Origin of the sequence: Dendronalium phyllosphericum CENA369 (assembly GCF_016056275.1) — a bacterium.
GTDB classification, from domain to species: Bacteria; Cyanobacteriota; Cyanobacteriia; order Cyanobacteriales; family Nostocaceae; genus Dendronalium; species Dendronalium phyllosphericum.
Window position 1 is genome coordinate 1 of sequence record NZ_JAECZA010000034.1, and the last position, 21,750, is coordinate 21,750.

Genomic DNA, 21,750 nt, shown 5'->3' on the forward strand with positions numbered 1-21,750 from the left:
GGGTAGGGTGTAGGGGAAATCATGAAAGTCTTACCACACCCCACACCCCGTCCCTTTTTCCAGATGACGTGAAAAGTCAGATTAGGGATGAGGAACGGGGGCATGAGGGAGCAGGGGGAGATGAGGGGGATGAGGGAGACAATAAATAGTTCTCCTGCCTTCTGCCTCCTGCCTCCTGCCTCCTGACAACTGACTAAAAAGGTGGCAATTCTTTAAGAATTGTAAACCGGATATGATTAATCGCTAAATCGCCTATAGGCACATCTTCTTTGGTAAGGCGTGCACCTTGACTGGTTACGGTTTCAAAGGTGATGCCTTTGCCAATTTCAATGTGATACCAGCTTAAACCCATAAAAAAGCGTGTGGGATAAGGGCCGCCGTACCCGACATCATCCGGATTTGATTCCATTGGCAACCAGCCAAAACCAGGAATGTAGAACTCCAACCAAACATGATTAAAGTCGGGTTGTAAGGGCACACCTTGCTGTTCGCCACTATTTGGGCATTTATATCTCCCAACTGTACGGCAGGGGATGCCATTTAAACGGCACAACGCCAGCAAGACACCGACATACTCCCCACAAGAGCCAACACCCCGTTCTAAAACGATATCTGGTGTATTAATATATGGTTTAATCCCATAGGATAACTCATCATAAACATAGTTGCGGATGTTATACATTTTCCGCAGTAAATTGGTTTCTGAGCCAATAGCATCGCGGGCAGCCCGGCGAACGATGGAAGTATCCATTGCCAAATCGTCATCATCCACCAAGTAGCGACTTTGAAATTCTTCTGGGAGTTCGGGAATATCTTCTACATCTTTGGGAGTAATCCGATACTTAATTCCCCGAACTTCTAACAGAGCTTTCCAGCCAAATATATGCCGTTCGCCAGGCATGAGAGCATCAAATTTAAATACTGCTACCCGTTGCCCATCGATAATTTCTTCTGTAAAGGGTAGACCAATAGGTTCAACATGTTTTAGCTTTTGGCGCTCTGTTTCCGAGGGCAAGGCTATGCGCCATTCTACTTCTGGTAAGTATACTTCTTCTAATGGCGAAATTTCCTCAGCATAGGACATTTCAATCAGATAGCCATTAGAGAGGGCGTAATGTTTATCTGGTTCGTTGTGATAATACAGGGGATGAATAAAAGTGCGATCGCGGTAGGTTAATTCATAGTTGGGGTCAGCGTTGGGATTATCCCGGATATAAGGCTCATCTGAAGCATATGCAACATAAAGACTTTCTTGGCCTGTATCGGCATTGGTATGTACTGCAATACCAGTCGGAGAATCAAACGGCGTGAGGACGCTGAAGTTAATTTCTCCTGTGGCTCGATCGAGAGAGTAAACTGTTTGTTCTGTGCGATCGCAAATCCAAAGAGTTTCTTGACTAACTGCCAAATTTTCTACGCCAACCCCAGGCGCATAAAATCTGGTGATCTCTTTGCGCGTGTCGCGGTCGAAAATGACGATCGAGCCTAGCTTTTGGCAACTAACATAAACTGTTGATTCCCAAACAGCAACGCCATCAGCAGCATAAGGTAAAGTGACAAAATGCTCCAAACCTAATGAAGCAAGCTTAGACAAATAAACACTTTTGTCGCGCGTCACCCATAGAGTATCTTCCCACACTGCCAGACCTGTCACTTCGTTAAATTCTTTGACTTGGTGGGGATTGAGAATTTTGCTATTGTCAGAGGTAGGGTCAATCTCTAGTAGATGCCCTTTAACAGTGTCAATGGCAAGCAGCGTATCTTTGATGAAAGCAATGCCACTTAAGGTAGCAGCGGTAAGCGGTCGAATTGTCCTTGACCCAAACATTTGGCTAGCAGTCAAACTAGGGAGTGCAAAACTCATATTAAGCATATTTGTTCAACGGTTTAGCACACCTAGGATTAATTTTGATATATCCTTCTGTAACCAAACCTGAGACTTCTACTAATATTAATTATTCAGTACAATGTGTTGCGAAAAACTCTTTCATCGGAGATAACACATATATGTCAACAGATCGAAAATTTCTCAATGCGATCGCTGGCGTTTAAACTCAAAAAACTTAATAACAGCTCTAATGTAACTTTAGTTGATGGTTTTCCAGCCATCACTAAATTATGATCGAATTTTGTAACCAATTTCTGTGAATTACACGATGTCTGCTAATTCTCTGCCTGAAGGTGCTGCCAATTGGCACAGTTTGGAAGTTGAGCGAGCGCTAAAACTGCTTAATAGTAACGCAGACAGTGGCTTAACACCCCAAGAAATTGAACAAAGGTTGCAAAAATATGGCCCCAACGAACTAGAAGAAAGTGGCGGTCGCAGCCCTTGGGAAATTCTACTGGATCAGTTCAAAAACATTATGTTGTTGATGCTGATTGCCGTAGCTCTGATTTCTGGGATTTTAGACCTCATGGCTTGGCGTTCGGGCAACTTGAAGCCTGGTGAAGTGCCATTCAAAGACACGATCGCCATTATGGCCATTGTCATCCTCAATGGCGTTCTCGGCTATGTCCAAGAAAGTCGCGCTGAAAAAGCCCTCGCAGCGCTGAAAAAACTTGCCTCTCCTTTAGTGCGAGTGATTCGCAATCGCCAAGTAATAGAGGTAGCAGGTAAAGAACTAGTACCCGGAGATATGATGCTGCTGGAAGCTGGGGTACAAGTAGCCGCTGACGGACGCATTATCGAAGCGTCTAATTTACAAGTGCGAGAATCGGCACTGACAGGTGAAGCCGAAGCTGTTAATAAACAGGCAAGCATGGTTTTGCCAGAAGAAACAGATTTAGGCGATCGGATTAATTTAGTTTTTCAAGGAACGGAAGTTGTCCAAGGACGAAGCAAGGTTCTGGTGACAAACACCGGGATGAAAACCGAACTAGGCAAAATTGCCACCATGTTGCAATCGGTGGAGAGCGAACCTACCCCCTTGCAGCAGCGAATGACCCAGTTGGGTAATGTTCTGGTAACAGGTTCTTTGATTTTAGTCGCGATCGTCGTGATCGGCGGTATCATCCAGGCAAGAGGTTTTAGCAACTTACAAGAACTGTTAGAAGTTTCTTTAAGTATGGCGGTTGCTGTAGTCCCAGAAGGTTTACCAGCTGTGATTACCGTGACTTTGGCACTGGGAACTCAGCGCATGGTGCGCCGCAATGCCTTGATTCGCAAACTGCCAGCAGTGGAAACATTAGGTTCCGTCACCACAATTTGTTCTGATAAAACTGGCACTCTCACTCAGAATAAAATGGTGGTGCAATCGATTTACACTGGCGATCGCCACGCTTTTCGCGTCACAGGAGAAGGTTATACTCCCACAGGAGATTTCCTATTAAACGAGCAAAAAATTTCCGCAGACGAGCGTCCAGATGTCTTAGCTTTGCTAGTAGCCTGTGTTGTTTGTAATGACTCGGTGCTGCAAAAACAAAATGCCGATTGGGCAATTATCGGAGATCCCACAGAAGGAGCATTGCTAACACTGGCAGCGAAAGCTAGTATCGAAAAAGATCAGTGGAACAGTAAGTTACCCCGCGTTGCCGAGTTTCCTTTTTCTTCAGAACGCAAACGTATGAGCGCGATCTGCCGAGTGGAACAAGTAGCAACGGGCGAACAATCTTTGACCTCAGTTGACCCCGCCCTTGCTGGTTTGGTCGCATCCGAACCTTACATTATGTTTAGCAAAGGTTCGCCGGAAATAGTCTTAGGACGCTGCACGCAGATTTATTTAGGCGATCGCGCAGTTTCTTTAACAGAAGAACAACGCAGCCAAATCCTCGCAGAAAACGACACCATGGCGAGTAAAGGTTTGCGAGTTTTGGGTTTTGCATATAAACCCCTTGCAGAAATTCCGCCAGAAGGGTCAGAAGAGACATACGAGCAAGACTTAATCTGGTTGGGATTGGTGGGAATGTTAGATGCGCCTCGCCCAGAGGTCAGGGCAGCCGTCCAAGAATGTCGGGAAGCAGGTATTCGCCCAATCATGATCACTGGCGACCACCAGTTAACAGCACGAGCAATTGCTACCAATTTAGGAATTGCCCAAGAAAGCGATCGCGTCCTCACAGGTCAAGAATTGCAACGGATGAGCGACCAAGAACTAGAACAAAATGTGGACTTGGTAAGCATTTATGCTAGGGTCGCCCCAGAACACAAACTGCGAATTGTCCAAGCATTGCAACGTCGCGGCAGATTTGTCGCCATGACAGGCGATGGTGTCAACGATGCCCCAGCCATCAAACAAGCTGACATCGGTATTGCTATGGGCATCACTGGTACTGATGTGAGTAAAGAAGCCAGCGACATGGTGCTATTAGATGACAACTTTGCCACCATTGTCGCCGCCACCAAGGAAGGCAGAGTAGTTTACACCAACATTCGCCGCTTTATTAAGTACATCTTGGGTAGTAATATTGGCGAAGTTCTGACAATTGCCGCCGCACCCCTAATTGGTTTGGGAGGCGTTCCCTTGACCCCCTTACAAATTTTGTGGATGAATTTGGTGACAGACGGTTTACCAGCTTTGGCATTGGCTGTGGAACCCCCAGAACCAGACGTGATGAAGCGTCCGCCTTTCAGTCCCCGCGAAAGTATTTTCGCAAGGGGTTTGGGTTCTTATATGATTCGCATTGGTATCATTTTTGCCATTATTACCATTGCTTTAATGTGGTGGGCTTACAGTCATACCCATGCACCAGGGTATCAAGGCGATCGCGATGCTTGGAAAACAATGGTCTTTACAACTTTATGTATTGCCCAAATGGGTCATGCGATCGCAATTCGCTCTAACAACCGACTGACAATCGAGATGAATCCTTTCTCCAATCTCTTTGTGTTAGGAGCGGTTGTTGTCACCACAATTTTGCAATTGATGCTGGTTTATGTTCCGCCTCTGCGAGATTTCTTTGGTACTCACTGGCTAAGTCCCACAGAGTTGTGGATTTGTATTGGCTTTAGTGCCTTGATGTTTGTGTGGATTGAATTGGAGAAGCTATTCCTACGGTTGATGGGCAAGAAAAGTGTCTAGAAATTAAAAATTCGCCTTGAAAAGTTTGCTACGGAGAGAAACCAACGCCACTTGTTTCAACGCGGCAGCACTTCCTTCAAGTCTGGCGACCGAACGGAGTGCCTTGGAAACCCGCGCAACGCAGTGGCTCCTCCTGGCAAATTTTCGCAAAATTAAAAATGAAAAAAGGGAATGTCCACATTTTTAATTTTGCATTTTTAATTCTTGTTTTTATGTACTTAAAAAACATTCACCTGAGACAGTTTCGTAATTACCAAGAGCAAAAGGTTGAATTTACTGCTGCCAAAACGATTTTGGTGGGCAATAACGCTCAGGGAAAGTCTAATTTGTTGGAGGCAGTGGAGTTGTTGGCGACATTGCGATCGCACCGTATGGCACGCGATCGCGACTTAGTCAAAGAAGGGGAAGACGTAGCTCAAATTCACGCCACCCTAGAGCGAGAAACTGGCATTAGTGACTTAACTTTAACTCTCCGGCGCAACGGTCGTCGTAGTGTTGCCCTCAATAGCGAGTCTCTGCGGCGACACATGGACTTTCTCGGTGTATTGAATGCAGTACAGTTTTCCAGCTTGGATTTAGAACTCGTGCGCGGCGGTCCCGAAGGTCGGCGCAACTGGCTAGATACACTTTTAATCCAACTCGAACCAGTGTATGCTCACATTTTGCAGCAATATAACCATGTATTACGGCAACGCAACGCTTATTTGAAAAAAAATCAAGACTCACCAAGCACTCAGCAATCAGAACTGGCTGTATGGGATGCCCAATTAGCGACCACAGGCACAAGAGTAATTAGAAGACGCGATCGCGCCATTCAAAGATTAGCCCCCATCGCTGCTGCTTGGCACGCTAATATCAGCGGCAGTACAGAAGTTTTAGAAATCAAGTATGCCCCTAGCGTTCCTTTGGTGCAAAACCAACCGGAAGAAGTGCAGCAAGCATTTTTGACCAAAATTCAACAGCGAGCCGTTGCCGAACTGTACCGAGGCACTACTCTTGTCGGCCCCCATCGTGACGAAGTAGAATTGACTATTAACCAGACACCCGCTCGTCAATACGGTTCTCAGGGTCAGCAGCGAACCTTAGTATTAGCCCTAAAATTAGCAGAATTGCAACTAATTGAAGAAGTTGTTAAAGAGCCTCCACTGCTCTTGCTTGATGATGTCCTAGCCGAATTAGACCCATCTCGCCAAAATCAATTGCTCGATACCATTCAAGACCGTTTTCAAACCTTAATTACTACTACTCACCTGAGTTCTTTTGATTCCCAGTGGTTGAATTCTTCCCAAATTCTTTTTGTGAAAGCCGGAGAAATCATCTCATCACCAGCTACTCTTTAGTAAATCAAAAATTCCTAGATAATGCTGCATGTTGCCTAGTAAAGATAGTTTTCTTGGAAACTTAGATAAAATTTTACAAGTCTTAAATACTAATTACGAACTATAGCTGGTGACTGGGTGAAAAGTCTTTTTGTGTCTAGGTTTGATCGTCTGTTGATGTCCTAACACTACTGGCGACGGCTATAGTATCGCTCTTGCAAATTAAATATTGAAAATACTATATTTTTAGGATTTTGAAGTATTTTTGCAGCAATTTTCTATGAAAACTTGCTCTATTTTGTAATGAACTTATGACAACCATTTCATAACTATGCCTAAAACTAATGACATATTAAATGAAGATGAGATTGCATCGCTAGGTGCATCATTACGAGCAATCGAGCAAAAATCGCTTAAGCAAAGTCAAAAAGCTGGGAAGACGAGAATTTGGTTTCAAGGTGAGGAGCCTTTTTTTGATGTCTTTTTTGAATTAAATAATAATGAGATTTTCTGGTTTCAATTTACATTACGCGGTAAATCTATTTCCTGGGATAAGAGAAAACCAGAATTGCAAACAGGTACTACAAATGAATTCTGTATTAATGATGTGAGTTTTTACGCTGCAAGTAAAACAATTGAGAACGATCGCCAACAAGATTGGGAATTTATCTATTTAGTAAAATCAATTCTCCGCACTAGGTCAGAAGAACCAATTTTTGCCAAAGCACTGACCTTATTTAATTAGTCATTAATTATTCGTTATTTAGTCAATGTTCTAATCTTTTAAAGACGCGGAGAACCATAAAAGTTAGCACAGCACCAACTAATGCTAACTGCCATAAACCCAACCCAGTTGCAATCCCCAAACCAGCCGAAACCCAAACAGATGCAGCTGATGTAAGTCCGTGTATTTCTGGTCGCGCTGATTTTTCCGAAGATTCGCGTACAATTTCTCCAGCGCCAAGAAATCCTACACCAGTTGCAACACCTTGAATTACACGGCTGAGAGCATCAAGATGTGATTGTAGCGAATCTATTTGCATAGGTATAATAGTAAACACAGCCGAACCAAGACACACTAGCATATGAGTTCTTAAACCTGCTGGTTTCTGCTTCAGCTGGCGTTCTATTCCAATAATTGCCCCAGTCAGCAAGGCAAGGCACAGCCTGAAGACAATGTTTAGCAAATCATTGGGCGCAAGGTAGTAAGTGTTTAACAATGCGGGATATTTAGAAAAAGTACTACATTTTACGGTTGCTTGGTAATGTAGTTCCAAAAATCAACCTTGTTTTCTGGATTTTACTACAAAACCTCCAAATTGTGAGGCTGAAAAATATTTCAGAATACTTTTTTATCAAAAAAACAAGAGTTTCTATTTTCTTGTTAGTCTAATTAGAAGAATATTATTGCTAAAAGATATAAAAATTCACTTATAATTTACGTCAATATTAGACGAAAAACACAGGAGTTTTAAGTTAAACAAATGGTGATTAGACCTTTAAAAAATTCTATTGTCCCTTTATCTGGTCTGCTGACTCTGCTTACCTTCGTCCAGCAATTTTGGGTTGGTCGAATACTAGTAGCAAATTAATAATTGACGACAAATAAATTGAGTGGATATCTATTGGCTTGACAAAATCAAAATGCTAGACCGCGCCAAAGTAGGTGACAAAGCATTTTACCTCAGCAGAATCATGCAGCGGGGCTATCCGGTAACACCCGGTTTTGTGATTTCAGCAGACGTTTTACGGCAATTCTTAGAAACTCTTAATAATTCAGAGTCATTAGTCGCTGATTTACCTGATTCTTCGTTACACCTAGATGTAGCTAATTGGCGACAACTTCAGCAAGTAGCTGGTCGTTTGCGTCAAGAAATCACAACAGCGACTGTACCACCAGAGTGGGTGAGTACAATCTTTAAGGCAGCTAAAGAATGGCAAACTAATTATCTGATTTTGCGACCAACGCTAGCATTATCGACAGTAATGCCAAGTTTGGGGAATACATCTGGTTTGCTAGAATCAATCTTTTGTGACTGCGATGAAGAAGCGATCGCTAAAGCATTAAAGCACACTTGGAGCCAGCTATTTCGTGCCAAAAGTTTACTGTATTGGCAAAAGGTGGGAATTAGTTTACAACAAATTAATTTAGCAGTGTTGGTGCAGCCCGTTCAAAATGCGATCGCTAGCGGCTTACTAAATGCCAATTCTGGGAAATGGAAAATAGAGGCTACTTGGGGATTAGGAACAGCAATTTACCAAGGCGATGTACTACCAGATACATACTACATCCAAGGAGACACAGGAGTTGTCCTAGAGCGACATCTAGGCAATAAAATGCTGGCTTATCGCTTTCATGATGCTGCACTAGATGCTTCGCAATCTCTAGCTGGGTCAGTAATAACAGCGGAAAATCCTGATATATTGGCTTATGTACTTGAGGAAGCCCAACAAAAACAGTACGCTTTACAAGAAGAATACCTGCAACAAATAATCACTCTGGGAAATCAACTGATGAGTGACTTAGGGAAAAGCTTTACTATTAAGTGGACTATTTCTGAGGAAAGCTCTGTTACGTCAGTTAGTTCAACTTTGGCAACCAAAATCGGCGAGTGGCTTCCCCGTTTGAGTATCACGCAAGTTAGTAGCCCCCAATCAGCGATTCCCAATTTGCAGTTTATTAAAGGATTGGGCGCAGCAACGGGACGAGCGACAGCGACGGCTTATATAATTAGCAATTCTCAACACAGACCAGAACAAATACCCAAAGGAGTAATTTTAGTAGCACCGACGATTACACCAGATTGGCTACCGCTACTGCAACAAGTCGTTGGTATTGTTACACAGCAGGGAGGATTGACGAGCCATGCTGCGATTTTGGCTAGAGAACTGGGTATCCCAGCAGTGGTAAGTGCCACAGATGCCACAGTCATAATTGAAAACGGCGAACGGCTGCTTGTGGATGGCGATCGCGGCGAGGTATATCGTATTAGAGAAGACAGAGTAGACAAAAAAGAAGACGGGGAACAACTCAAGTCCAATCGCCCAATTACGCCATCACCCCATCCTGTTATTATCCCGAATCTACCCATGATTGCCACCCAGCTGTTGGTTAACCTGAGTCAGCCTGGCTTAATCGAGCAAGTACAAAGCTTACCTGTGGATGGGGTAGGATTGTTGCGCTCAGAATTAATGCTACTGGGAACGCTGGAGGGACAACATCCTAATATGTGGCTCTTAGGTGGGCACAAAGAAGAATTGTTAGAGCAATGGACTGAGCAGATTATGCAGTTTGCTCGTGGTTTTGCACCACGACCAGTATTTTATCGCTCTTTAGATTGGCGATCGCACGAGTTCTCATCATCGACTGATAGTTCGTCATCAATACTAGGCGATCGCGGTACATTCAGTTATATCAACAATCCCGCAGTTTTTGAGTTAGAACTAACAGCCTTAGCAACTGTACAAAAAGCAGGTTACAGCAATATTCGCCTGTTGTTGCCTTTTGTTCGCAGCGTCCCAGAGTTTTCCTTTTGTCGGCAGAAAGTTGAGCAAGTCGGGTTAACCCAGATACCCCAGTTTGAATTATGGATCGTGGCAGAAGTACCTAGTGTGTTATTTTTACTGCCAGAATATGTAAAAGCAGGTGTAGCCGGAATTTCCATTGGTACTAATGACCTTACGCAACTACTACTAGGAGTAGATAGAGAACAAGGACAGCTGACAAAAGTGTATAACGAACGGCATCCGGCGGTAATGGGTGCGATCGCCCAACTGATTCAAATGGCGAAAACTGCGGGGATACCATGTTCGATCTGCGGTCAAGCACCAGCGCTCTATCCAGAAATTATCGAGCAACTGGTGCAATGGGGCATTACTTCTATTTCTGTGGAACCGGAAGCAGTTGAGCGAACATACAAAGCGATCGCTCGTGCCGAACAAAGTTTAATTTTAGCAGCAGCACGACGCAAACTTGAATAACTAAATCAGGCTGCTTGAGGTAGTGAGGCAGCTAATATTGTTAATCTAGGAAGACTTGAGGGCAGTTTAAAGTAGTTTCAGTTCACTCCATAAGAGTCAAAAAATCATGGGCGGAAAACCTTGGCATTACTTTGTTCCTCATTGCACAGACATTAATTCTGCATTACAAGTTCTGCGCGAACAAGAATTTTGTGCAGGACGTTATGGGTTTGGTGCTTTAGAACATTTTTTTGGTAATTTAGAGAATTTTGACCGAGACTACATTAACTCTGAAGAATCTCCCGAAGAGTTAATCGAAGAGTACGGTAATGTCCAAGCCGCAATTGAAGCTGTTCTTGATGAGTATGGAAGTGAGGGAACGGCTTCTATTTTGGATATGCTTGGTATTTCACTCGTTCCTGAATCTTCAGCTGTTTCTCCTATATCTAGGAATGATTTGCTAGAACTATTTGGAACTGATAAACCAACACGAGAAATGGTTGAATCTATCTTGATAGAGGAGCAAGACCTAGATGCTTGTGAAGAATTTTGGTCTAGCATTAGTCGTGGAGAAGGACGATACATTGTTCTTTATACAGAGAATCAGCCAGTAGAAATCTTTTTTGCAGGTTACTCATTTGATTAAGGCAGAATATGGCGTTAGACTTCATAGCCAAAAGTTTACTATTGCCAGCGAGTTTAGCCGTTAAGAGTGAGAAGTACTGTTAACTCCTCACTACCAACTTATCGAATATATCCAGTCTCCCGTAAAAACTTACGTAAATCGGCAAAGAATTTAGTGCGATCGCTTTTCTTATAAACTTGCTGCACTCGCTGCCAACCATCCTGTCCTTGACCAAGTAGATACTTATCTGCCAGATAGGATGCTAAAAATCCTTTGCCATCATCACCTTGTTGCCGTGCCTCCATGTAAGTTTGCCATTGTTCCGCAGCATGACTGTAGATTAACTTGGGATAGCTGCGAGTCACATCAATCATTTTTCCTTGACGATACTGCCAAATTTGCAGGGGATAGCCAGAAGCCGCATAAGATGTAAAAGCATAGGCAAAGCGATCGTCTTGACTATCAAATTCTGGCAGTCCATCCTTGTCTAAATCTTGCAAACGATAGCCATTATTACCCCATTCATGACGAGTCTGAATGTATTGCTTAGACTTGCCGTCATAACGGTAAATCAAAGAATAGGTACAACAGTGCGCGCCGCCTGTAAAAAAATCCGCAATTACTTCTGGTTCTTTGTTGCCGTCCAAGTCTAGCACTGGTAACTTTTTGTCGTCTGTAAGTACCTCAACAGGTCGGTCATATTCACTTTCTTGCGGCAGCTTTTTATCCAAAACAGTTGTACCCGCCCGTATAATTTGCAACCGCACATTTTTGTATTGATATTCCTCTAGTTTGTCAAAGGATATTTCTGCTCGGACATTGCCCGATTGTCCGGTAATTACCTCTGCCTTAACAGGCTGTGATAATACAGCCGTCATGCTCAAAATAGCTAAACCGATCGCAGATTGGTTAATCAAGGCACGCATAGTATCGATTGTGGGTGTTGTATGTAGCTGGTTCAACTGTATACAACACTACAAAAACGGTCAATATCGGAAAATTGCCGCCGCCGGCGCATCATTAGGCATTTGTTCTGGCTTCACAACGTAAACTGTACCGCCATTTAAAAGCGTATGAATAGCAGCAAAATCCAACATATCTTCATCATTCGGTTGTGGTTGGGGGTGCAAATCGACAGCCATTGAATCTGAATCGAACTCACCCCAAATTTGTTGTCCTACTGGTACAAACAAAGAATCAATTTTTTGATAGTAAGCCGCTGAAATGATTTCTTTAAGATCGCTAGAGGCTTTGCCAGTAACTTCGCCAGCGAGTTGTTGATAAAGTTCCATTGCATCTTGTTCCGACTGATGAAATAGAGGTTCAACGATTGGCCAAGCTTCGGCGTGCAATTCTTCCGCCTGGAAAAGTTCTGGTCTGCGGGTAATTCCTTCTTCTAGGAGATGAGGATAACTATTCGCCTCTCGGTAAATAGGATGCAGATACTCCACTCCTGCCAAAATTAAAGGAGCTTTACGATTTCGCAGTTTCTCGTGCAATGCGGCATCAATTGCGTGAAAGTATTGCAGAATCGCTTCTTGGTGCTGGTCTCTGTCTGGACTTCCTTGACCGTGAAATGCACCTGGTTGCGATCGCGTAAAAGGATTTGAGGTGCTACCTTTGGGTGTAGCTATGCGAAATTGGCCTTCTTTAGCGGTTTCGTCGTAGAGTAGAGCTTCATCAATACTTTTAGGCATATTTTCTACTTCTACTTCATTGAGACCGGAGCGCGTTCCCTCAAAAAACTTCGCATCCTTTTGACTTAGAGCGAGGACGTAGAACTTACCATCATTATTAGTTAAATGTAGCAACGGCTTGAGATGGAAGCGATCGCTCACAACTACCAATTCTTGACACTCCATCGGTAGATGGTAATAGCGAAATACCTGCGAAGAAATAAATATTGCCAGCCCGTGGTCTTGATGTTCCCAAAAATCAGTTGTATCGAGTTCCATAGCCGGCTGGAGAAAGTTTATCGCCTCAGTATGGCGAATCCCTATCGCATCCAAGCGTTCCTCAGCTTCACGGATTAAATTTTTAAAACGAATTGGGTTTTGTCGAATCTCTGGCCCTGCTTTTTGCATAGGCATATACAGAGAGACGCAGGGACTATGAGGATGTTCGATTAAAGTTTTTAGTTCATCAATAGATAATATCGTCATATTATGAAACTCCTATCCAGTCTATATAAAGCTGAACCCTATGTATTTATTTCAATACCTGAATCAAGAGATTTCATCTTTCTTTTGATAAGAAATTATCCGCCACGGACACCATTCTGAAGATGGATAAAATAGAGGGGAAAAGGAGAGAACAGGTTGGTCGTCCACAATCAATATCGCTTTTACCTGCAAACTACTTTTTAAACAACCTCTTAAGACAATTGCGATTGTTCAAAGCCTTACATAAACTGGGTTTTTACTTAGCACTCAGCACTCAGCACTCAGCACTTTGCTGTAGTATCCTAAATCATTCTGTAAAACGAATATCCCCAACTTATTTTATAAGTCGGGGATGTATGGCTTTAAATTTTCACAAATTAAATAATATTGCTATCGTAAGCAGCTATTTAGAGAAAAATCTTCAATTATCCAGATTCGGAGTGTTAGTTCTTTGTGATTTGATAGCTATTCCTTTATGTAGTTGCGCTACAAAACCCAAAGTAACGCGTTTCATAATCCACTGCAAACTTACCAGGATCGTAAAAGTGATAGCCATAATCACCAACGGCTGTTTACCTAAGAGTTCCTCTACACCTTTGGTAACTAAGGCATCGGGTTGAGTAATAAAATCCCAACTGTTAAAACGTAAAAACCGACCCCAATAAATTCCAACAGCACAAAGAATATGGGTAATCAGTTCAACCCATAAAATCCATTGACTTTTGCCAATGCGGTGTAAGTAGTGACCCAAATTAATTAAAGATATTACATAAGCTTCTAATCCGGCTAAAATTACCACTGAGTAAAGAGGAATGAGTATCAGGGTAATTATCCACACAGATTGAATTGTACGAATATCATCTATCAAGTGAATTATATCAGTTAACAGATAAGGCGCATTTGGTAAAAAAGCATAGAAAACCAAGAATCCTAGCCACCAAACCCAAGAGCGACCGCGGTTGCTACGACGAAATAGCCAAACACTTAAAGCTAAAGGTATAAAAGCTAGAAACAAATTCCAAGTCATCCAGCTCTTGTTAATATTCAAGACCTGCAAAACTCTGGCTATCAATTCAATGAATTCTTCTTTCATAAAATGCTGACTGGCAAGACGCGTGATTGATATGGATTCGCTCTGTAGTCTTAACTTCAGTAATTACTTGGTGAAACTGTCAAAACAGAGAAAGGTTTTTGTGTGTTCTATACTGGACAGTAAAAATGGCTAATGCTTAATTTTTCACTTTACCAGCTTAAACACATAGTATAGCCAGAAAATCATCAAGGGTAAATCTGTCACAGAAAGGAAGTTTTTACTAGCAACTTTTGGTGCTAATAAAAACTTCCTATAGAATTTGTCTTTTTGAAAGATGCCCTAGCCATAGCCATTAAATTAACTTCAATTTGGCTGGGCTTAATTCCAGAATAATTCAGATTGCTGATTCCTTAGCTCCTAGATTAACGCACTAACACTCGACTACGGGGGCCAATTGCCTGTTTAGAGGTATTACGTCTGGCGCGGCAATCGATAGAATTTGTCGAACAACTACTTGAGGTGACAGTAGAAGCTGCTAAACTTGCGGGATTAGCTGCAAATGAATTACCGCTACTGAATTCAATATTGGGTGTAGTAACAGGTGTCGAAAAATTAGCCTTATTTGTTTCTACTGTTGGTGTTTGCGAAGTATATGCCTGCGGTGCTGCTTCGATCGCACTACTCGTATCAACTACAGGAGTCGGTGTGTTATTTACACTTACTACAGGTGCGGGAGTCGGCGTATTATTAACACTCACAACGGGTGCGGGAGTGGGTGTAGGTGAGGGAGTTGGCGTATTACTCACAACAGGTGCGGGAGTGGGTGTAGGTGTGGGAGTTGGCGTATTATTACTACTGATGGGAGTAGCATCGGCTGGTACTGTAATTGTCAATCTCACTAAAGGTACGTTGTTCATTTTCCAGGATGTGACCGTTGGCTTACCCGGTAAATCAGACTTGAAATCAAAGACTGTAGGACTTAGACCACCGTTGCGATCGCTATATCGCGGCCCTTGTCCGCTTACCTGAAAGGTTCCTTGATACTGCTTTCCAGTATTTGGATCGGTGACAATACCTGTGTAGAAGGCTTTTGTGAGTCCAAATTCATCCTGAACTACGCCTTGAAATTTGGTTCCTGGTACTTTTCCTTGGTAAGTATACGGTGTCAACGTACCGCCAGACAGAATCGAGGAACTGAGAACGCCATCAAAGGAGATAACAGGAATACCTTTAAAGTCAACAAAGTAATGCAGACTGCCGTCTGAGCGTGTTTCTACTTTCACATAATTAGACTGGTAGACAGTAACATAATTAGGATTACTCTTAGAACCCGTGTTGCGTTGGTAAGTACCGTTGGAATCGGTATCAACACGAGTCACTCTGTTATTGAAATTAGGATTGTTGTTGGGAAGTTGAATAGTTCCTGATAATGCGCCAGTGCTTTGAATGGTAATTTGCGCGGAAGCGCTTGTATCTCCCAAACCAACAAGCAAGGCTGCTAAACTGCTGCTACCTAAAACTACATAACCAAATTTAGTAGCTGACGAACTTAATTGCATAAAAATGCTCCTTAATTGATATTAAAAAACACGCATAGGTTTACAGTCTCCGCTCCTATTGCGTGACAAAAAAGTTCAAAATGTAACTGCTTGATAAACTAGTTGCTGTTTTTCGGCTTTCGGTAGATGACTAATGCCAACTGATTTTAAATGCCATTTTTGGGTAATTAAGGCAGATAAATAAGAATTGCAAGCGATCGCAAGTATTTACTCAATACTTACTAGGGGGTTAAACCCCTTGTGATTACATTTACATCAGTACAAAATTAAAACCGGAAGGTTGCTCTTAATGCCCCAACTACTAAAGGGTCGTTAGCAGCGTTGTGATCGGGATTAAAAATCACAAATATCCCTGGTGTCAGCGCCAGATGTTCGTTGAGTTGAGCGCGATAAAAAAGTTCTACATGGAGGGATGTATCACTGCGTCCGCCTGGCGTTCCCCCATTAGAAAAGTTAGGAAAATTAAATCCATCGGGCAAGGTGCTAGAAGTAATTTTGGGAGGTTGTCCCACGAGAATACCGCCTAAATTGCCAGAACGCAGCAAATTAGGAAAAGCCGCAAACACCATCCAATTTGTGGTTTCTACGCTTCCAGAGAGATTAACTGGCTTTGAAGAAGAAAAGCCACCCCAACCGCCCAATTGTAGGTTCGGGTTAACGCGCCATGCCACAGTTGCACCGACAGCATGGGTATTGAAAGCTGTAGGCTGTGCAAAAGGAGAAATCAATTGAGCATCACCGATACTGGTTCCCAATAATTCATCAGGAGAATGAGAATAAAGATAATGCACTCCAATATCAATGTTGTCAGTGGGTGCTAAAGTAAGTTGAGCGCCAGCGGTAAATCTACCGCCAAATAATCCCCCCGTTTGGCTATTACCAGGAAAACCGGGAATTTCAGCACTATAAACACCTTGCAAACTGATGCGATCGCTAATTTGCCAGTCAAACCCTATACCGCCAGTGCCGTTGCCAATGCTTAAAATAGGGTTACGCTGACCGAATTGAGAAATTGCACCGTCACCAGAACCTTCTAAGGGATTAATGCCACGAAAGGTATTAATTGGGTTGACACCAGCTGTCCCGACAACAACTCCCAAGTTATCCGAGAGTAGAAATCGATAAGACAAATCGGTAATTTGTAGATTATTTTCTGTATTTGACTCGAAACCCAATCGCCCCATATTGGTAGACAGCAAAGACGCACTAGAACCTAAATTTCCCGCAGACAGCCCTGTTAGCAGTAAATCGCGTCCTGTAAACGAAGTTGCTAACGTTAACTGTACGCTATCTGCAAAAGTCAGGTTCGTTTGTCCTCGACGTTCGGGTACTCCATCTCTAGGAAATAAATCTACATCGGTGCTATTTGTCCCCTGTACGCTAAAAATAGCTTGACCAAATAATCTGGTAGTTGGAGAAAATTGATTTGCCTGCAATTTGTTATGCCGTTCTTCTACAGTTGCCACACGCTGCTGTAATTGTGTTAATTCACTCTGAAACTCGGTTTGTAAGCGTTGCAGTAAAATTAAATCTTCTTTGTTAAGAGTATTGATTTTATTGTTATTAATTTCGTTAATCTGCTCTAAACAAGCATTTAAACCAGCGGCAAATTCATAGCGAGTAATAGCACGAGTACTAGCAGTAGCTCCAGGAATGCAACCATAGCGCTCTACTATAGACTGTAAAGCGCCAAAAACCCAGTCAGAGGGCTGCACATCATTTAGTTGCGACACTGATGTTATTTGAGACATCTGGTTGTCTGGTTCTTGAGTGTCAGATTCTTGCGCTGGGTAAATGGGAGGATTAGAGACGAGGGGATGGGGAGATGGGGGAGATGAGGAAGTAGGGGGAGATGAGGGAGATGAGGAAGTAGGGGGAGATAAAATTCCTGTTTTTTGTTTTTTGCTTTCTGGCTTTTGCGTTTGAGTTGCTACAGTTTGGGAATCTTGGGACTCAGCCAAAATAGAAGAGATTTGAGAGTGACTCTTTTGTTTGATTTTTGTAAGTAAATTCCGATACTCTTTATTTTGATTTGATGTAGTGACGTTAAAATTACCGTCTGGCTGTACGAATTCAGGTGGTGTAATTTCAGCAGGTGGGAATATTTGAGATAATTGTTCCTGCTTTGATTCTTGTACTGCTCTGTTTGACTGAATTACAGGTTGTTTCGGCAAATCATTGGGCGCAGTTGTTTGCCCTGCTGTCAATATTCCAGCCATCAGTAGACTTATATCACTCATTGTATATCAGTTGACTAACACCACTACTTCTTTTGACGGAAGAAGTTAGTGTTATTCAGGAAATTCTCTAAATAAAAAGTTATAAAATTTACTAACTTCCTGATTTTAGTTAAGTAATGAAAAATCATAGTTTGAGTCAGGGCTGCAAGAGAGGAAAGGCTACCTTTAACTGTTTTGACCAAAGCTATGCAGTGGCTCCGCAGGACTGTTTTGATGAAGATACAATGGCTTAAGTGTCCTGCTGTCAAACTTTTTCGCTTATGCTGCCAGTCATCTATTCTGACGAGTTTCTGGATCATAAGACTGGAAACTACCATCCAGAGAACCCAGAACGCTTGAAAGCGATTGTCAACGCCTTGAAGAAAGCGACATTTGCAGAAAAAATTGCATGGCGATCGCCTACTCCAACACCAGAAAAACCATCTTTAATGTCGTTATTGGTGCAAGCCCATACGCCTAACTACATCAAGAAACTTTGGCAAATCGCCTCTAGTGGCGGTGGTTATTTGGATGGCGATACGCCTGTTTCACCGCGCAGTTATGATGTGGCATTGTTGGCTGTGAGTGCTTGGCTAGATGGAGTTGATGCTGTGCTAGCAACAGCAAATCCGGCTTTTGTATTGGCACGTCCGCCGGGACATCATGCTGAAAGCGATGCAGGAATGGGATTTTGCTTATTTTCCAATGCGGCGATCGCTGCTTTCTATGCCCTAGAACAAGCAGGAATTAACCGTGTCGCCATTCTAGATTGGGATGTGCATCATGGTAATGGTACTCAGGCGATCGTCGAAACTAATCCACAAATTGCCTACTGTTCCCTACATCAGTATCCTTGTTATCCCGGTACTGGCAAAGCAACCGAGTGCGGCTTTCATAATAATGTGTTAAATTTGCCCGTACCTCCTGGTAGCGATATCTCTGTATATCAGCCATTGTGGGAAAACAAGGTAGTGCCGTTTTTAGCCAACTTTCAGCCTGATTTATTAATTGTCAGTGCTGGTTATGATGCCAATGCAGACGATCCCTTAGCAAGTATTAATTTACAACCGCAAGACTATGCTTTATTCACTGACTATTGTCTGGGGATAACTCGGAAAATTATATTTGGCTTAGAAGGCGGCTATGATTTCTCAACACTTTCTCAATCAGTTTTAGCAACAATTGAACGCTGCTTACTTTAGCGATCGCCCCATCTTCTCATCTACAGTGAAACATTATCAACAACAACCAAACGCCTTCCCCAACGATTACTTAAACAACTTGTGGGGAGAAATTCAGGCTTGTCCTTACTTTGCGATCAACAACCTCAACCGCGATTTTGTATGTACTAAGGGATTTTCTGTAGTATTCCAGCGATCGCACTTAACACAAGTCGAACAACAGTTTCCCTACTTCAAACCTTACCTTGATTTAGCTCTCCAGCCTCACTGTAACGCTTTTTATCTCAATCCTTTACAGCTAAAAGAAGGCTCCCGCGTCGATCCGCATATCGATCGCTCTTTGCGTTCTTATTGCAAAACCATTGAACCGCCTTTAGTTGTCAGTGTCCTTTATGTGCGAGTTCCTACCAATCTGGAGGGAGGAGAACTGGTACTGCGATCGCCCAAACGCCAACTTGGGCAAATTAAGCCTCAGGTGAATACTTTAGTTTATTTTCAAGGCGATCTCACCCACTCTGTCAACGCTGTAAAAACTCCCGGAAATCGCTTGAGCTTGGTTTGCGAACAGTATAGTTTGACCGAGGTTGAACTTCAAGAAATCCCACCATTTATAGTAGAGTCAAGAGCAGTTCAGTCTGCAAAAAAGCAAAGAAAGTAGCTTGATAGCTTAGTTCTCACCTGCTTGTTAAACTACAAAATTCAATTTTGAGCAAGTAATTCATATTGATGGAAAAGATTTAAGCCAGCCAAGTTGAATAGCAGTATTAATAGCGATCGCAGCTATTGCAAACCATAATACACTTTCACCAGCTAACAGTACGCAAGGTAAAATATCAACATTCCAACCAGCTTCTACCTGAGTTAATCCCCGCACTAAGCCAAAAGCTAGCACACCACCAGCTTGCAGTTGAGGATTTTTATCTGAACGGATGATATAGCGGTAAGTGACACCAAACAGCAAACCACAAACAATGGCAATTCCTCCACTTACCCACCAGTGCCAATTAAAATGAACTTGCAAAGAGGCGAGTCTAGGGAAATATTTTGCCAGAACGAGAGTGTTGACAAGACAGGTAATAACAAAAGCAAAACACACAGAAAAACCCCCAACAAATCCAGCTTTCAGGGATTCTAAGCGTTCAGCCATGAGTTGATTATCTGAAATTCCGTTCATATTACCTAGGGATAAGAAAATTTTTCCAGTACTCAATCCCCAGTATGCAAAATAATAGAAACGTTTTCTAATTTTTTAGGACTTACGCAAAATACCTCTCAAATTCTCATTACTCCGTGAACTCTGCGCCTCTATGGTTCGATTTTCCGTAACCCATGGTAAGCCCTATTATTTAGAAAACAACACTATATTTTATTCTTGTATATTCGGAATTTTAATCGTAAACTCAGTTCCCATACCTGGTTGAGACTTTACTTTCAATAAGCCTTGATGTTTTTCCACAATAATTTGATGAGCTATGGATAAGCCAAGTCCAGTACCTTTACCAACGGGTTTTGTGGTAAATAAAGGCTCAAATAGCCGCTGTTTTATTCGTTCGGGAATACCCATCCCATTATCAGCAATCCGAATAACAACCCATTGTTCGGCATTTATTTCTGTTGCAATTTTAATCTGAGGAATTCCATCTTTTATTTTGCCTTGTATTATGGCTTCATCTAGGGCATCAATTGCGTTTGCCAGAATGTTCATAAATACTTGATTCATCTGCCCGATATAACAGTTTACCATAGGCAATTTTTCATAACACCTCATAACTTCAATAGCGGGGCGATCGCTATTAGCTTTGAGGCGGTGTTGCAAAACCATCAACGTACTATCTAGTCCTAGATGCAAATCCGCAGGTAGTTTGGCATCGCTATCGGAGCGAGAGAAGCTACGCAGGGAATTAGAAAGGTGCTGAATTCGTTCCGTTCCGAGTTTGAGCGAACTCAAAATTTTTGGCAAATCTTCGAGAACAAAGTTGAGATCCAAGTCCTTAATAGCAGTGTTAATTTGAGCTGTTGGGTTGGGATAATCTTTTTGATAGAGTTGAAGAATATAGGTTATTCCTGCAAGGTATTCTTGCAAAGGTGGAATATTACTACTAATAAAATTTATCGGGTTGTTGAGTTCGTGGGCAATACCAGCGATTAACTCTCCGAGTGTTGATAATTTCTCTTGCTGCACCAATTGCACTTGAGCCTTTTGCAAAGCAGTAGTGCGATCGCGGACTTGTTCTTCTAAAGATTCAGTCAGTTTTTTCAGTTGTAAATGCACGCGCACTCTAGCGATGACTTCCTCATGAGCAAACGGTTTGGGGATATAGTCTACAGCCCCTAAAAAAAATCCTTTGGTTTTGCTTTCGGTATCTGCTAAAGCTGTAGTGAAAATAATCGGAATGTTTTCAGTCAGAGGATTAGCTTTAAGGCGACGACAAGTTTCAAATCCGCTAATCCCTGGCATTTGTACGTCCAATAAAATCAACTCTGGTTGATTGCGTTCGGCTTGAGCGATCGCACTTTCGCCATCAACTGCAACGCGGAAACGAAAACCTTCACTATTGAGTGCTTCGCACAGAACGGACAAATTTGTGGGATTATCATCCACAATCAAAATAAATCCAGATTTTTCGGTCTTGTTCATGATGAATTTAAAAGTGAAAATTACTTAAAAGTAGAG

At 42.5% G+C, this 21,750-nt stretch carries 16 protein-coding genes; 7 read left to right on the forward strand and 9 right to left on the reverse strand.

Annotated features, from left to right (window positions below; genetic code table 11):
* Window positions 1-193: 193 nt before the first annotated feature.
* A complete protein-coding gene (locus I8752_RS10675; RefSeq protein WP_214432292.1) occupies window positions 194-1,864 on the reverse strand; it encodes a transglutaminase domain-containing protein in 1,671 nt (556 codons plus the stop codon).
* A 292-nt stretch (window positions 1,865-2,156) separates the two neighbouring features.
* Here I8752_RS10675 and I8752_RS10680 point away from each other — a divergent pair, with 292 nt between their 5' ends.
* The 3 genes from I8752_RS10680 (at window position 2,157) to I8752_RS10690 (ending at window position 7,082) form a co-directional block, all read left to right on the forward strand.
* Window positions 2,157-5,018 carry a cation-translocating P-type ATPase gene (locus I8752_RS10680; protein ID WP_214432293.1) on the forward strand — a complete coding sequence of 954 codons (2,862 nt, stop codon included), beginning with the start codon at window positions 2,157-2,159 and terminating at the stop codon, window positions 5,016-5,018.
* Window positions 5,019-5,230: 212 nt separating this feature from the next.
* Window positions 5,231-6,358, forward strand: a complete 1,128-nt coding sequence (gene recF / locus I8752_RS10685; protein WP_214432294.1) for a DNA replication/repair protein RecF — start codon at window positions 5,231-5,233, stop codon at window positions 6,356-6,358.
* A 310-nt stretch (window positions 6,359-6,668) separates the two neighbouring features.
* Entirely contained in the window at window positions 6,669-7,082 is a 414-nt protein-coding gene (locus tag I8752_RS10690; protein ID WP_214432295.1) for a hypothetical protein, read from the forward strand.
* 22 nt (window positions 7,083-7,104) lie between these two features.
* Here I8752_RS10690 and I8752_RS10695 read toward each other — a convergent pair whose 3' ends face one another.
* Window positions 7,105-7,557: an MgtC/SapB family protein gene (locus tag I8752_RS10695; protein WP_214432319.1), complete on the reverse strand. Its 453-nt coding sequence runs from the start codon at window positions 7,555-7,557 to the stop codon at window positions 7,105-7,107.
* Between the two features lie 424 nt (window positions 7,558-7,981).
* Between I8752_RS10695 and I8752_RS10700 the strand changes: the two genes are divergently transcribed.
* Window positions 7,982-10,318, forward strand: a complete 2,337-nt coding sequence (locus tag I8752_RS10700) for a putative PEP-binding protein (RefSeq protein ID WP_225895584.1) — start codon at window positions 7,982-7,984, stop codon at window positions 10,316-10,318.
* Window positions 10,319-10,424: 106 nt separating this feature from the next.
* Entirely contained in the window at window positions 10,425-10,943 is a 519-nt protein-coding gene (locus I8752_RS10705) for a hypothetical protein (RefSeq protein ID WP_214432297.1), read from the forward strand.
* Window positions 10,944-11,041: 98 nt separating this feature from the next.
* Here the strand turns inward: I8752_RS10705 and I8752_RS10710 are convergent, their stop codons facing one another.
* The 5 genes from I8752_RS10710 to I8752_RS10730 all read right to left on the reverse strand — a co-directional run bounded on the left by I8752_RS10710 (window position 11,042) and on the right by I8752_RS10730 (window position 17,916).
* Window positions 11,042-11,848 (reverse strand): hypothetical protein, encoded by an 807-nt coding sequence (locus tag I8752_RS10710; protein ID WP_214432298.1) that lies wholly within the window; start codon window positions 11,846-11,848, stop codon window positions 11,042-11,044.
* Between the two features lie 60 nt (window positions 11,849-11,908).
* Complete coding sequence (locus tag I8752_RS10715; RefSeq protein ID WP_214432299.1) at window positions 11,909-13,084, reverse strand: baeRF7 domain-containing protein; 1,176 nt, start codon at window positions 13,082-13,084, stop codon at window positions 11,909-11,911.
* 421 nt (window positions 13,085-13,505) lie between these two features.
* Window positions 13,506-14,177: a DUF1361 domain-containing protein gene (locus tag I8752_RS10720; RefSeq protein WP_214432300.1), complete on the reverse strand. Its 672-nt coding sequence runs from the start codon at window positions 14,175-14,177 to the stop codon at window positions 13,506-13,508.
* Window positions 14,178-14,539: 362 nt separating this feature from the next.
* The gene (locus I8752_RS10725; protein ID WP_214432301.1) at window positions 14,540-15,676 is read right to left on the reverse strand and encodes a hypothetical protein; all 1,137 of its coding nucleotides are present in this window, start codon (window positions 15,674-15,676) and stop codon (window positions 14,540-14,542) included.
* 266 nt (window positions 15,677-15,942) lie between these two features.
* The gene (locus I8752_RS10730) at window positions 15,943-17,916 is read right to left on the reverse strand and encodes an iron uptake porin (RefSeq protein WP_214432302.1); all 1,974 of its coding nucleotides are present in this window, start codon (window positions 17,914-17,916) and stop codon (window positions 15,943-15,945) included.
* A 260-nt stretch (window positions 17,917-18,176) separates the two neighbouring features.
* Here I8752_RS10730 and I8752_RS10735 point away from each other — a divergent pair, with 260 nt between their 5' ends.
* A complete protein-coding gene (locus I8752_RS10735; protein ID WP_214432303.1) occupies window positions 18,177-19,097 on the forward strand; it encodes a histone deacetylase family protein in 921 nt (306 codons plus the stop codon).
* A 25-nt stretch (window positions 19,098-19,122) separates the two neighbouring features.
* The gene (locus I8752_RS10740; protein ID WP_214432320.1) at window positions 19,123-19,734 is read left to right on the forward strand and encodes a 2OG-Fe(II) oxygenase; all 612 of its coding nucleotides are present in this window, start codon (window positions 19,123-19,125) and stop codon (window positions 19,732-19,734) included.
* Between the two features lie 60 nt (window positions 19,735-19,794).
* On the opposite strand, the gene I8752_RS10745 is transcribed toward I8752_RS10740, so the two are convergent.
* The gene (locus I8752_RS10745) at window positions 19,795-20,250 is read right to left on the reverse strand and encodes a hypothetical protein (protein WP_214432304.1); all 456 of its coding nucleotides are present in this window, start codon (window positions 20,248-20,250) and stop codon (window positions 19,795-19,797) included.
* Window positions 20,251-20,442: 192 nt separating this feature from the next.
* The gene (locus I8752_RS10750) at window positions 20,443-21,714 is read right to left on the reverse strand and encodes a sensor histidine kinase (RefSeq protein ID WP_214432305.1); all 1,272 of its coding nucleotides are present in this window, start codon (window positions 21,712-21,714) and stop codon (window positions 20,443-20,445) included.
* Window positions 21,715-21,750: the final 36 nt, after the last annotated feature.

Excerpts from the sequence above, each read along its gene's own strand:
- I8752_RS10675 (WP_214432292.1), bottom strand. The coding sequence starts at position 1,864 with ATGAGTTTTGCACTCCCTAGTTTGACTGCTAGCCAAATGTTTGGGTCA.
- I8752_RS10680 (WP_214432293.1), top strand. The coding sequence starts at position 2,157 with ATGTCTGCTAATTCTCTGCCTGAAGGTGCTGCCAATTGGCACAGTTTG.
- recF (WP_214432294.1), top strand. The coding sequence starts at position 5,231 with ATGTACTTAAAAAACATTCACCTGAGACAGTTTCGTAATTACCAAGAG.
- I8752_RS10690 (WP_214432295.1), top strand. The coding sequence starts at position 6,669 with ATGCCTAAAACTAATGACATATTAAATGAAGATGAGATTGCATCGCTA.
- I8752_RS10700 (WP_225895584.1), top strand. The coding sequence starts at position 7,982 with ATGCTAGACCGCGCCAAAGTAGGTGACAAAGCATTTTACCTCAGCAGA.
- I8752_RS10705 (WP_214432297.1), top strand. The coding sequence starts at position 10,425 with ATGGGCGGAAAACCTTGGCATTACTTTGTTCCTCATTGCACAGACATT.
- I8752_RS10710 (WP_214432298.1), bottom strand. The coding sequence starts at position 11,848 with ATGCGTGCCTTGATTAACCAATCTGCGATCGGTTTAGCTATTTTGAGC.
- I8752_RS10715 (WP_214432299.1), bottom strand. The coding sequence starts at position 13,084 with ATGACGATATTATCTATTGATGAACTAAAAACTTTAATCGAACATCCT.
- I8752_RS10720 (WP_214432300.1), bottom strand. The coding sequence starts at position 14,177 with ATGAAAGAAGAATTCATTGAATTGATAGCCAGAGTTTTGCAGGTCTTG.
- I8752_RS10725 (WP_214432301.1), bottom strand. The coding sequence starts at position 15,676 with ATGCAATTAAGTTCGTCAGCTACTAAATTTGGTTATGTAGTTTTAGGT.
- I8752_RS10730 (WP_214432302.1), bottom strand. The coding sequence starts at position 17,916 with ATGAGTGATATAAGTCTACTGATGGCTGGAATATTGACAGCAGGGCAA.
- I8752_RS10735 (WP_214432303.1), top strand. The coding sequence starts at position 18,177 with ATGCTGCCAGTCATCTATTCTGACGAGTTTCTGGATCATAAGACTGGA.
- I8752_RS10745 (WP_214432304.1), bottom strand. The coding sequence starts at position 20,250 with ATGAACGGAATTTCAGATAATCAACTCATGGCTGAACGCTTAGAATCC.
- I8752_RS10750 (WP_214432305.1), bottom strand. The coding sequence starts at position 21,714 with ATGAACAAGACCGAAAAATCTGGATTTATTTTGATTGTGGATGATAAT.